Here is an 11,300-nt window from a genome sequence, read left to right as displayed (position 1 = left end):
TCGAGGGGGGGTATATTGTCGACGAAAGTCTAACAAAAAACCGCGGGCGCGGAAACATAAAAGAACGCTTAAATGAGAATGAAAGGAATTAACGTATGAAACCCGAAGACCTCGAAAAGCTGGTCTCACGCAAAATGCCCTTTGGTAAGTACGAAGGATGGCTGATAGCTGATTTACCGGGCCCCTACCTCAACTGGTTTGCCCGGGAGGGCTTTCCCACCGGGGAGATTGGCCACTTGCTGCACTTGATGCATGAAATCGACCATAACGGCCTGAGTGGCCTGCTCGACCCGCTGCGCAAGGCGTGAGTCAACGGCGATTCATGGCCTCCTCGCGCTCGGCCAGGTAGTGCTGTGCATGGGCCGTGGGGTCCTGCGGAAAGCGTCCCAGCGCCACGGCTTTTTCGAAAAATCCGCGGGCCGGACGATCCTCGCCACGCCGACTGATGACCAACGCCGCGACCAGAGGCCGCCCTGCCGCCACGTCCTCCTCCATGAGCCATTCAAGCGCATTGGCCACTTGCGCAATGGTGCCCGGCGGGGTGAGCCCCAGGGCAGCCGCCACTTGCTGGTAGGTCATGGGCAGGGCCTGCCGAGGCGCTTGCTCGAGCAGCGCGCGCACTCGGCAGGCGAGCAAAGCCGTTGCCTGCGTGGCGGTCACCTCCGATGGAGAGTGTCTGGGTGAGTGCATGTCAGCGTCCCTCATGGCGGCATCCTGGATCAGGCGGGAAAAGTAGCCACGCTACCACATCGCTGGCTATGCTGGGCAGACACGTCATGTTGCCAAGGGGAAAGGGATGACCAGAACATTCACAAGAACATCCACCAGATCATTCAACCGTACACGCAACAAAAGCCGCTGGCCCAGCGCGCTGGTCTGGCTGAGCCTGGTGGCGCTGTTGGCGGCCGTGGCCATGATGGCCGTCGCTGGCCCGGCATATCGCTGGCAATGGGTAGGGCTGGGCGAGGCATTTACGTTGCTGCGCAATGGCGTGTTCACGGCCATGGCCGCGCTGGCCTTGAGCGTGCTGGCGCTGCTCATCAGTGCCGTCACTAGACGGGCAGGCACCGCCAGCGCGGCACTGCTCGTCCTGCTGGCCACGGCGGCACTGCTTTATTTACCTTGGCAGCAGTGGCAACGTGCCCAGCAGGCACCTGTCATACATGACATCACCACCGATACACAGAACCCACCGGCTTTTTTGGCCCTTCGTGAAGCCCGCGAGGCTGCCCCCAATGCTGTCGACTACCCGGGCGAAGCCACGGCACGGCAGCAGCAGGCCGCCTACCCTCAGATTCAGCCGCTGCAGGTGGAGGCTGACGCCACTACTGTGCTGGCGGCGGTACAGGCGGAAGTCGAGGCTGCGGGCTGGCAGATTGCCGACATCTCCTCAGACCGGCTGGAGGCCACAGCCACTACTCGCTGGTTTGGCTTCGAGGACGATGTGGTGATTCGCTTGACCGAACTGGCTTCGGGCACGCAAGTGGACATGCGTTCGGCCTCTCGCCTGGGCGCCAGCGACGTGGGCACCAACGCACTGCGCATCGAGACCTTCATGGCCGACCTGCGTGAACGCTTGGGTGGCACGCTATAGCAACGTATCGATGGGCCGCTTGCCATCCAGCAGGGTGATGTCGCGGTCAATGATCGAGGGAGTCTGCACGACTCTCAGCAGGGCATGGGCGACATTGGCACGCGAGATGCGATTATCACCGGCTTCTTCGACACTACTGGCAAACTTGTGGCTGGGGGCATCATCGGTGAGCCGCCCCGGCTTGAGAATCACGTAGGAGATATTGCTACGGCGCAGGTGCGCATCGGCAGCGAACTTGGCCGCCATATAGGGGCGCATGTTCTGCGGGGCTTCCAGAGGTTTTTCAGCGCGCAGCGCACTGACCATGATATAGCGTGACAGCCCGCGCTGGCTGGCGATATCCGCCGCGCGGATGGCGCCGAACAGGTCGATCAACAGGGTTTTGTCCGGCCCGGTATGCGGCCCGGATCCTGCGGTGAACACGACCTGGTCGCACCCTTCGAAGGCATGCTCCAGCTCACCTTCCAGGTCGGCGATGACGGTGGGAATGCCGCGCTCTTCAAACCATGCCGCCTGCTCCTGATGACGGATCATCGCCTTGATGGGCGTGCCTGCCTGTTTGGCCAGAGCACAAAACTGTTGACCAATTTGGCCATTGGCACCTATCACTAGCGTCGTCATCTTGCCTCCTCGTCTTTGGTCACTCCTTTTGACATCCTCCCCTCCCTCAACTTGCGCTGCCGCCTACGGCGGAAAGGAAGGGGATTCCCAGGTTGTTACCTTCCTGGTTTCTGCTTCAAGGACAGCTGCCCGAGGGAATGGCTTGGTTATCGCCGTAACGTCCCGGTGGGGATTTTTACGGTGACGAACCAACGCCTATCCCCCAGGTCTCACGCCGTCTCCACAGACGTAACTTTCCGAGTGCCCCTCGGTAGGTCGTGTCGACATGAGTAGTATAGCACTGTACAAAACGTCAGCAAAGGCATCCAGGAGATGCCGCGCTATCCTTCCCCGGCCTAAAAGGCCGAGGTTTGACGCGCAATTTGATCAGTGTAGGCAAGCGCGTTAAAGTTCAACCGTTTGACATGCAAACAGCGAACGCTGGGGCGTTCGCTGTCGAGGAAGGGGCCGTGGAGAACCGGCTATTTCAAGCGGGCGGGCTGTGGCTGTGGCTGTAGTTGAGACCGAGACTGCGAGGGCAGCGCTACAGGCGGACGCCCGGCATCGTGGCTCACCTGAAAGCGGCTGACCAGGGAGTGCATGTCACCCGCACGCTCATCCAGCGTGTGGCTTGCCGTGGTGGCCTCCTGAACCAGGCGCGCGTTCTGGTGAGTCACCTGATCCAGCTGCGAAATCGCCTGATTGATCTGATCGATACCCGCCGACTGCTCTTTGGTGGCATCGGCAATTTCAGTGACATAGCGGGTCACCTCCGTCAGGCTGTCGATGATCTCCTGCAGGTGCTGGCTGGAAGCCGTCACCAGCTGCTCACCCTCGCTGACTTTTTGCACGCTGTCGTCAACCAGATGGCGAATCTGGGCGGCCTCTTCGGCGCTGCGCCCTGCCAGCTTGCGAACTTCCTGGGCGACCACCGCAAACCCACGCCCTTGTTCTCCCGCGCGGGCCGCCTCGACCGACGCATTCAGGGCCAGCAGGTTGGTCTGGAAGGCGATATCGTCGATGGCCTTGATGATCGAGGTGATTTTCTCGCTGGCCTGGCGGATGTCGCTCATGGCTGCAGTGGTACGCTGGGCCACATCCCCGGCTGAGCGCGCCCGGCCATCGACGTTGGTGCTGGCATCCTTGGCCTGGTCGGCGTAGTCCGCCGTCTGTTTGACCGTGGCGGTAATCTGTTCGAGGCTGGACGCGGTTTCTGCCAACGAAGCCGCCTGCTGGTCGGTACGCTGAGACAGGTTCTCGTTGCCAGCAGCAATCTGGCGGCTACTGGCAGCAATGGCTTCGGCACTTTCACGAATCTGCGCCACCATGGCTTCGAAGGTGTCCATCATCTGATTGAACGCCTGGGCGGTTTGCCCTGCTTCATCATTGTGGGCCAGCGCCAGACGCATGGAGAGGTCGGCATTTTCACCCGCAGCACCGCTGATGCTTTCCATTTGACGGCGCATGGCGACCAACGGACCCAGTACCCGCACCAGCGTGCGCCAACCAAAAATGGCCAGCACGCTGATGACGGCCAACGTGACCATCACTAGCAGCGTACGGCCAGCGTTGGCCAACGTTTCCGCTTCGCTGCTGGCACTGGCGGCACGCTCGACGGTGTAGGATTCGATATCGTTCAGCACGTCGCGCATCTCGCTGGACGCCTGCGCAACGCTCGTGAGAGCCGTCTGTACCTGCTCCCGTTGGGCAAGCTGCTGTTGACGCAATGCGTAAACGGAGTTGGCATCTTCCACCATCAGCGCGTTCAGGTCAGCAATCACCGAGTCCAGCTCACCGATCAGCGCACGCTGTTCGACGGTAGTACTCGGCGCCTCCGCGATGGCGGCCAGCGACTGGCGCGCCAGCGTCACCTGCTGGGCGATTTCATTGGTACGCAAATTGACCAGCGCATCCACACTCTCCACCTGCCTCATCTGGCGCCCCAGATCTGACAAGGTGGCCAGCGCCATACGCGCATTACCGCTCAAGCGACCAATGTCCACCCTAGAGGCGAACATGGTATCCAGCAGCTGCGTGGGTAGCGTGGTCGTGCCCTCTTCACGCCAGGCTTCCATCAGCTCACGCTGACGACGCTCTTCACGAACCTGCGCCAGCGCCGTGCGGCCGGCAATGTCTTCAGCGCTGTGCATCACCGTGGTGATGGCGGTCTGCATCCTCTGCAGCTGCTCCGCCATTTGTGCAGACAGGCTCAAGACGTCACGCCGTACCCCTTCCAGTGTTTCATCACCCGCCAGCAAACTCTGATAGTGGGTATCCAGCGCACTCAGCTGGCTCGATAGCGCCGATTGGCTACTGCGCTCCAATCCATCTCGTGCGCTGGCAAAGCGTTCGTTCAACGCACTACGCGACGTCACGCTGTCCAGCTCTTCCACGCTGTCGGCCGCCAGCAGGTCGGCATGGCGCTGACCAAACGCGCCCATGGTCAGCACCATGCTGCGGCTGGCATCCTGCAAAGGAAGTACATCGCTGGTGATCAGGTGCTGGACGTTGATCAACCGCTGATTGGTCATCCAGCCAGTGCCTGCCAGTACCACCGCGCCCAAAACGGCGGCCGCGAATAGGCTAATGAGCATGGCTCGTATGCTTATCGTCTTTTTCATCAGGGGTATTCGCTGTGTCAGAGGTTATGCTATTCAAAGGATGCTGCGACGCTCGCCCAATCGACCGGCTCGAACTGGCCGTTACGAATGACGGTGGCCCACACGGCATCACTGGCCTGATGGTCTCCTTGCCCTAAGGTCAGCGGCTCACCCACGCCAATATCGATGGTACCCAAGCCCAGCAAGCCTTCCACGATGGCTTGCCTATCCGGGTTTTCACCGGCGGCTTTCACCCCTTCCACGAACAGCTTGGCGGCTAGATATCCCTCCAGCGAGATGAAATCCGGCTCGCTGCCGGGCACATGCGCTGCCAACACCTGGCGGTACTCTTCTACCGCTGGCAGGTCAGCATCCAGTGGTGGCACGACCTGGGTCACGATCACGCCTTCGGCCAATGGCCCCAGCGCCTCCAGCAGGGCCTGGCTGCCTACGAAAGAGACGTTCAGAAACACGCTATCCGGCAGGTCCTGACGCGCTTCACGGATAAAATCGGCAGCGGGACCAAAGGTGCCGACAATGATCACCGCACGAGGCACGACAGGTGCCTGAAGAATGGTTGCCAGCCCTTGGTGAACATTGCGGGTACCGCGTGTAAAACGGCCGTGGGCCAGCTGTGAGGTGTCGGTAAAGCCCTCTTCGTGCAAGGCGCGCAGCGCGCCATTGTAACCTGCATCACCAAAGCTGTCGTTCTGCGTGAAAAAGGCGATCTCTTCGGGCTGGATACCCGCTTCCAGTAGCCCCGCCACCATGGCGGCCGTTTCCTGCACATAGCTTGCTCGGTAGTTGATCACATAGCGGTCGGGGGGCGAACGACGCAAGATACCCGCGCCGGTAAAGGCGCCGTACAGCAGCGTGCTGTGCTGGTTATGGATGGGGATGGTCACGGCAGCAGTGGGCGTGCCGACGTTACCGATGGCCGCCAGCAGGGAGCTGTCACTGATCAGCTGCCGGGTATGCGCGGCGGCGGGTAGCGGCGAGTATTGATCGTCGAAGGCTTGCAGTACCAGCGACTGTCCGTTGACGCCTCCTTCGGCATTTACCTTGGCAAAGTAGGCCTCGATACCCTGCTGCATGCCGACCCCCAAGGGAGCGGCTGCACCACTCAGCGGCGCGACGATACCTACTTTCAACTCCGCTGCCGCCACGGGCGACACCAGCACCCAGGCCAGCAATACCAATACTCGTGATATTTTCATTTTTTTATCCTCAGGGTTTAGCCTTTCATCGGCCAAAACGCCTAAGACTTTAGTCACAGCCTAAAGATACTGATGTTTCTAATCAGGACGGCTCAGGGCAAACCGGTCGCTGACTCTGACATAGTCACTGCCTGCCAGGCGGCCTACCGGCTGCAGCACATCCAAGTGAACGTGGCGGCCATCCCAGACGGACTCATCGGCGTGGATCGATACCACTTTGACCAGAATCAGGCTGCCTGCCAGCGGCTGATCTCCGAAGCGGATCACCTGTACTCGCTGGCAGCCAAAGGCGATGGGCGCCGCCGCAATACGCGGCACGCACACACCGGGCATGGCCGTCTTTTCCAGTCCTGCCAGGGCAAACTCGTCTTCCTGGGGCGGCAGGCTGGCGCTGGTGGTATTGAGCGCTTCGATCAAGCCTTCGGTGCCCACATGCACCACGCACTCGCCGACGTCTTCCAGGTTGCGCAGGGTGTCCTTGGGCTGGGCGCTGCCATCCAGCAGCGGCGCAAAAGCCAGAATGGGAGGGTCGATACTGGCCACGTTGAAAAACGAAAACGGCGCCAGGTTGGCGTTGCCCTGGCCATCCTGGGTGGCCACCCAGGCAATGGGTCTGGGGCAAATACTGCCCGACAGCAGGCGATAGAGCGTTCCGGCGCTTAGCGGCGAGGTTTCCAGCAGGGTATCCATGAAGACTCCTTATCAGGCCATGGGACCAGCGTTGCTGCCCATAAAGCCACTCACTCATCAGAAAAAATCACCTCTCTTTGCATAAGAGGTATTCATTGTCGTAGGGAACGCCTGTTACCAGGCCGTGGAGCCTTGCGGCTGTCAAGTGTGCTAGCCTTGTAAGTTCATAAGTTACCAGAGAATTGAATGCTCACTATTTCCAATAGCGTCACGCTGGCCGATTGGGAAATCGATATCAGCCAGATTCGAGCCCAGGGAGCGGGCGGCCAGAACGTCAATAAAGTCGCCTCTGCCGTGCATCTGCGCTTCGACATTGCGCGCTCGACGCTGCCCCCTACCTACAAGGAGCGGCTGATGGCGCTGTCCGACCAGCGGATCAGCAAGGAGGGCGTGGTCATCATCAAGGCGCAGAGCTTTCGCACGCTGGAGCTGAACAAGGAAGACGCCTTGAACCGCTTGCAGGCGTTGATTCAAAGCGTGGCCCGCACGCCGAAAACGCGCCGCCCCACCAAGCCCACCAAAGGCTCCCAGCGGCGGCGGGTGGACCACAAGACCCGCAAGGGCAAGATCAAGTCGCTGCGTGGTAAAGTGCCGCTGTGACGCCCTCCGGCAAACCCTCCCCCATTTCGAACCGGATACCACTCCCCCATGCCCAACCAGCCTCGCCCTGTGTCACCCTGCCGCCATATTTGCCAGATGAACCCCGAGACGGCCCTGTGCAGCGGCTGTGGGCGCACTCTGGATGAGATTGCCTGCTGGGGAAGCATGAGCGACGCCGAGAAAGCGCCCGTTTGGGCGCGTATCGAACAGGCCGGCTACCTGGACATCGGCGATGACGCTACTCCTTGACCGGCGCAGGCTGGGCGTGCCGATCACTCAAGATATGGTGCAGCTCACCACAGGCGACCATCGGGTCGTCGCAGTTGATCACGATGGTGGAATCGGCCAGCACATAGCTGCGCCCGGTAATGGTATTTTCCACCACCTGATAGGCACCTTCCTGGTGGGTGCCTGTAAAGGTGCCGATAAACCCGGTTTCTCTCAACGAGACGGTTTCCAGCTTGTCGCCCGGCGCCAGCCGCCCTTCATGATGCATCAGCGCCAAGCGTGCCGAGGTGCCGGTGCCGGTGGTGCTGCGGCAAATCACCCCTGGGTGCACGTAGGTGGCAGAGCGCGAACGCACATAGCCCTGCGCCACCGGCTCTTCAGGCCCCATGAAGTGTAGAAAGGGCAGCGGCCCCACATCGCCCAGGGTGTAGTGGGAAAACCCTCGGTGAGCCTGGATGGCCTCGATGATCTTGTGGGCACAGGCCGCCAGCGCGGCCTCTTCGTCCCGTACCAGCTTGAAGCCCAGCGCCTCGGCATCGACCAGCGCATAGAAGCCGCCGCTGTAGGCAACCGAGTAGGTGACGTCGCCAATGCCCGGCACCAGAAGAGTATCGCGATAGCTGTCGATATAGCTGGGCAAGCCTTCACAGGTCACCGACTCCACGACCCCGTTGCGCACCCGCGCTTCGATCTGCACCAGGCCTGCCGGGGCTTCCAGCTTGAAGCGCTGAAGCCCCTCCTGCTTGGGCACGATACCCATTTCCAGAACGGCCGTGGCCGTGCACAAGGTGTTGGAGCCTGAGTAGATCGGGTAGCCCATCACTTCCATGATGATGTACCCCGCCACCGCTTCAGGATGGGTGGCAGGCACCAGCAGGTCGACCGACATTTCCGGAATGCCATAGGGCTCGCCCAGCAGTAGCTGCCGGAGGCCATCGGCGTCGTCACGCAGATACTCCATTTGCTGACGCACCGTGCTGCCCGGCAGCGTATCGATCCCGGCGGTGACGATACGGCTCACGTCGCCCCCCGCGTGGGTGTCCAGCAGCTTGATGGTATGCACGGTATTCACTGGCGAGCCTCCCGTTCCGATTGAAGAGCGGCAGATTGAAGATCAGCCGACTGAAGCGCGAACGGCGCCCCATGGGCCTCCCACTGGGCATCGGGCACGATCACGATCTTGCCCAGATAGTCGCTGCCGCGATTGACGAAGTAGCGCTCCGCCGCGTGCAGCTGCGACAGCTTGAACGTCCCGTGCAGCACCGGCTTCAGCTCGCCGCTGCGAATCCAGGCGACCAGCTGTTCGGCTTCTTCACGGGTGCCATGGGAGACCCCGACGATTTGCACCTGATACAGGTAGATGCGTGTCCACATGACTTCGCTGAGATTGCCACCGCTGGCACCAGCGATGGCCAGCCGCGGGTACGTGGCGCGCTGCGACATATCACTGATCATGGTGTCGATGAACAAGTCGGTCATGTCGCCCCCCACCAGGTCCATGACCGCATCGATGGGCCGCCCTTCGGTGGCCTGCAGCACGCGCTCGACGAACGTAGGCAAATCGCCTCGGTCGATCACCGCCTGCGCGCCCAGCCCGCATAGGGCATCGGCTTTGCTGGGCTGGCTGACGGCATAAGGAATGGCGCCGATGATCCGGCACAGCTGAATCAGCGCCGTTCCTACCCCGCCGCTGGCTCCACTGACCAGCACCCGCTCGCCAGCCCGCACGTTGGCCGCCGTCATCATGTGGTAGGCGGTCTGATAGGAGCACATTCCCATGGCCGCCAGAGGGGCATCTGGTAATTCAGGGTTGGCGATGTGATGAAACTGGTCGGCAGGCACCACGATATATTCCGCGAAGCCCCCATCGGCACCATGTCCGTAGTAATCCGGCACCAGATTGATGTCGCGACGATCATCCGGGTAGAGATTGAAATCCAATAGCCCCCGCTCACCCACTCGCTGCGCATCGACACCCTCGCCCACCGCCACGATGTGCCCCACCACATCGGCCCCCTGGATACGCGGAAAGCTCAAGGTGGGGGCACCGCCCATGGCGAACGAGGTGACCTCCTCCTTGCCCCTGGTGGGGTAAAGCCCTTCGCGGGCCTTGCGGTCAGTGTTGTTCTTCGCGGTCGCCGTGACGCGCACCAGCACCTGACCGGCCCCAGGCTGCGGCGTGGGCACGTCCTGCCGGTAGTGCAACATGTCCACATCGCCATGACCGGTCAGCAGCATGGCCGACATGCTGGAGGGGATAGAAAAGGAAGTGGTGGAATCATTGGCAGCGTTGGTGACACGTGAGGTTCTGCGGTCCGTATTGGCCATGGGCTGGCTCCTGATCGGTGCATATACCACGACAATAACAAACGCCGGGCCAGGTTCAAGATATCCTGTTGCGACGGGATTCAACAGTGCGGAGGGATCGCTTACATACCACTCCAATCTCTTGCTTTGCCTCGCAGCGTCAACTTTTCGCCAATGGTGATCAGCCCCCAAAAGGTTCAAGCTCATCCCTCATGGGCACCTCCCAGCCCCCGCCAAGGAACGGTATGCTTCATTTCAGCTCTGCCTATCATCGCCGCCTGACCTGGACCTATTTTGGACTGTTCATCGCTATCGGTATGACTGGCGGGCTGCTGGGGCCTGCCCTGCCCCACCTGGCCAGCGCCAGCGGCTCTTCCATGAGCCAGATTGCCGTGCTGTTCACGGCGCGTGCTGTAGGTAACATGAGCGGCGCTTTGGTCACCGGAGCGCTGATGGACCGCTTCAACGGGCATCGCGTGCTGCTCATCATGGGCGTACTCACCGTGGCCGGGTTGGCGCTGGCGCCCTTGAGCCCACTACTCGTGTTGCTGGCGCTGCTGTTCATGCTGCTAGGCTTTTCTGAAGTGTCGCTGAACGCCGGGGGCAATACGCTATTGCTGTGGCTGCACCGAGACGCCGCAGGCCCCAACGTGAGCGCGCTGCACTTCTGCTTCAGCGTTGGCAATATGCTGACCCCGCTGGTGATGGTGGCAGCGCTGTCGCTGACCGGCCAGTTTCACTGGACTTTCTGGGTGGTGGGGCTTTGCGTCGCCGGGATGCTGTGGCCGTTATCACGCTTTGCCAGCCCCACCATGCCAGCTCCCTCCTCGCCGAGCAGCAGCATTGGCGAGCACAAGCATCGTGATCCGTTGCTGCTGGGCATCTTCATGGTGTTGTTCGCCCTCTACGTGGGCATCGAGGTGACCTTTGCTGGCTGGGTGACGGCCTATGGCGCGCTATCAGGAGTGTCCGGCGAGCAGGCCACGCTGCTGGCGACACTGTTCTGGCTGGCGCTCTCGGCAGGACGCTTGCTGGCCATTCCGCTACTGCGCAGGTGCGCGCCCTGGCAAGTACTGGTCGGCTGCCTGGCCATTGGGCTCAGCGCCGCTGGCGGCTGGCATGCAGGGGTGCTTTCATTGGCCCCAGGCGCGCTGCTGTTTGGCCTCTCCGCCTCGGCTTTTTTCCCCACCCTGTTTGCGCTGTGCAACCACACCATGGTGATGCGGGGCCGCACCACCGGCGCCATCTTTACGGCCGCGGGCTGCGGGGCACTGATCATTCCTTCGCTGACGGGTCCACTACTGGACACCGCCGGGCCCGGCGCGTTTCCCGTGCTGCTAGCCTCGCTATGGCTGTTGATTGGCCTTGGGCTTTGTCTGTTGACGCTACGCCTGCGTATCCTGGCTCAGTCTACTGCCGATCCTTAACGCCGTAGGCCGAACGCAGCCCATTTTCGGACAACGT

At 61.4% G+C, this 11,300-nt stretch carries 12 protein-coding genes; 5 read left to right on the top strand and 7 right to left on the bottom strand.

Going from position 1 to position 11,300, the window contains the following annotated elements:
• Positions 1–95: 95 nt before the first annotated feature.
• The gene (locus tag B7L71_RS00735) at positions 96–308 is read left to right on the top strand and encodes a DUF3820 family protein (protein WP_016916469.1); all 213 of its coding nucleotides are present in this window, start codon (positions 96–98) and stop codon (positions 306–308) included.
• A 1-nt stretch (position 309) separates the two neighbouring features.
• Here the strand turns inward: B7L71_RS00735 and B7L71_RS00730 are convergent, their stop codons facing one another.
• Positions 310–690 (bottom strand): hypothetical protein, encoded by a 381-nt coding sequence (locus B7L71_RS00730; protein WP_081135200.1) that lies wholly within the window; start codon positions 688–690, stop codon positions 310–312.
• Between the two features lie 106 nt (positions 691–796).
• Between B7L71_RS00730 and B7L71_RS00725 the strand changes: the two genes are divergently transcribed.
• Complete coding sequence (locus B7L71_RS00725) at positions 797–1,594, top strand: DUF1499 domain-containing protein (RefSeq protein ID WP_081135197.1); 798 nt, start codon at positions 797–799, stop codon at positions 1,592–1,594.
• Here B7L71_RS00725 and B7L71_RS00720 read toward each other — a convergent pair.
• The 4 genes from B7L71_RS00720 to B7L71_RS00705 form a co-directional block, all read right to left on the bottom strand.
• Positions 1,589–2,215, bottom strand: coding sequence for an SDR family oxidoreductase (locus tag B7L71_RS00720; protein ID WP_081135194.1), 627 nt, complete (start codon positions 2,213–2,215; stop codon positions 1,589–1,591). The genes B7L71_RS00725 and B7L71_RS00720 overlap by 6 nt on opposite strands.
• A 461-nt stretch (positions 2,216–2,676) precedes the next feature.
• Positions 2,677–4,788 (bottom strand): methyl-accepting chemotaxis protein, encoded by a 2,112-nt coding sequence (locus B7L71_RS00715; RefSeq protein WP_081135191.1) that lies wholly within the window; start codon positions 4,786–4,788, stop codon positions 2,677–2,679.
• Positions 4,789–4,844: 56 nt separating this feature from the next.
• On the bottom strand, positions 4,845–6,011 hold the full coding sequence (locus B7L71_RS00710; protein ID WP_081135189.1) for an ABC transporter substrate-binding protein: 1,167 nt from the start codon (positions 6,009–6,011) through the stop codon (positions 4,845–4,847).
• Between the two features lie 78 nt (positions 6,012–6,089).
• The gene (locus B7L71_RS00705) at positions 6,090–6,701 is read right to left on the bottom strand and encodes a flavin reductase family protein (RefSeq protein ID WP_081135186.1); all 612 of its coding nucleotides are present in this window, start codon (positions 6,699–6,701) and stop codon (positions 6,090–6,092) included.
• Positions 6,702–6,887: 186 nt separating this feature from the next.
• Between B7L71_RS00705 and arfB the strand changes: the two genes are divergently transcribed.
• Entirely contained in the window at positions 6,888–7,301 is a 414-nt protein-coding gene (gene arfB / locus B7L71_RS00700) for an alternative ribosome rescue aminoacyl-tRNA hydrolase ArfB (RefSeq protein ID WP_016916463.1), read from the top strand.
• A gap of 48 nt (positions 7,302–7,349) precedes the next feature.
• A complete protein-coding gene (locus B7L71_RS00695) occupies positions 7,350–7,550 on the top strand; it encodes a DUF1289 domain-containing protein (RefSeq protein ID WP_016916462.1) in 201 nt (66 codons plus the stop codon).
• Here B7L71_RS00695 and B7L71_RS00690 read toward each other — a convergent pair.
• Both B7L71_RS00690 and B7L71_RS00685 read right to left on the bottom strand, forming a co-directional pair.
• On the bottom strand, positions 7,540–8,601 hold the full coding sequence (locus tag B7L71_RS00690) for a proline racemase family protein (RefSeq protein ID WP_016916461.1): 1,062 nt from the start codon (positions 8,599–8,601) through the stop codon (positions 7,540–7,542). The genes B7L71_RS00695 and B7L71_RS00690 overlap by 11 nt on opposite strands.
• Complete coding sequence (locus B7L71_RS00685) at positions 8,598–9,776, bottom strand: alcohol dehydrogenase catalytic domain-containing protein (protein ID WP_139790010.1); 1,179 nt, start codon at positions 9,774–9,776, stop codon at positions 8,598–8,600. The genes B7L71_RS00690 and B7L71_RS00685 overlap by 4 nt, the downstream gene beginning before the upstream one ends.
• A gap of 305 nt (positions 9,777–10,081) precedes the next feature.
• On the opposite strand from B7L71_RS00685, the gene B7L71_RS00680 reads away from it, so the two are divergent.
• Positions 10,082–11,263 (top strand): MFS transporter, encoded by a 1,182-nt coding sequence (locus B7L71_RS00680; RefSeq protein WP_081135182.1) that lies wholly within the window; start codon positions 10,082–10,084, stop codon positions 11,261–11,263.
• Positions 11,264–11,300 lie beyond the last annotated feature (37 nt).

Origin of the sequence: Halomonas sp. BC2, assembly GCF_002078115.1 — a bacterium.
GTDB lineage: Bacteria > Pseudomonadota > Gammaproteobacteria > Pseudomonadales > Halomonadaceae > Vreelandella > Vreelandella stevensii.
This window is presented reverse-complemented; position numbering and strand designations above follow the sequence as displayed.

What these genes read in the sequence shown, in the direction of transcription:
- B7L71_RS00735 (WP_016916469.1), top strand. Translation starts at nt 96, where the DNA reads ATGAAACCCGAAGACCTCGAAAAGCTGGTCTCACGCAAAATGCCCTTT.
- B7L71_RS00730 (WP_081135200.1), bottom strand. Translation starts at nt 690, where the DNA reads ATGCACTCACCCAGACACTCTCCATCGGAGGTGACCGCCACGCAGGCA.
- B7L71_RS00725 (WP_081135197.1), top strand. Translation starts at nt 797, where the DNA reads ATGACCAGAACATTCACAAGAACATCCACCAGATCATTCAACCGTACA.
- B7L71_RS00720 (WP_081135194.1), bottom strand. Translation starts at nt 2,215, where the DNA reads ATGACGACGCTAGTGATAGGTGCCAATGGCCAAATTGGTCAACAGTTT.
- B7L71_RS00715 (WP_081135191.1), bottom strand. Translation starts at nt 4,788, where the DNA reads ATGCTCATTAGCCTATTCGCGGCCGCCGTTTTGGGCGCGGTGGTACTG.
- B7L71_RS00710 (WP_081135189.1), bottom strand. Translation starts at nt 6,011, where the DNA reads ATGAAAATATCACGAGTATTGGTATTGCTGGCCTGGGTGCTGGTGTCG.
- B7L71_RS00705 (WP_081135186.1), bottom strand. Translation starts at nt 6,701, where the DNA reads ATGGATACCCTGCTGGAAACCTCGCCGCTAAGCGCCGGAACGCTCTAT.
- arfB (WP_016916463.1), top strand. Translation starts at nt 6,888, where the DNA reads ATGCTCACTATTTCCAATAGCGTCACGCTGGCCGATTGGGAAATCGAT.
- B7L71_RS00695 (WP_016916462.1), top strand. Translation starts at nt 7,350, where the DNA reads ATGCCCAACCAGCCTCGCCCTGTGTCACCCTGCCGCCATATTTGCCAG.
- B7L71_RS00685 (WP_139790010.1), bottom strand. Translation starts at nt 9,776, where the DNA reads ATGTCGGCCATGCTGCTGACCGGTCATGGCGATGTGGACATGTTGCAC.
- B7L71_RS00680 (WP_081135182.1), top strand. Translation starts at nt 10,082, where the DNA reads ATGCTTCATTTCAGCTCTGCCTATCATCGCCGCCTGACCTGGACCTAT.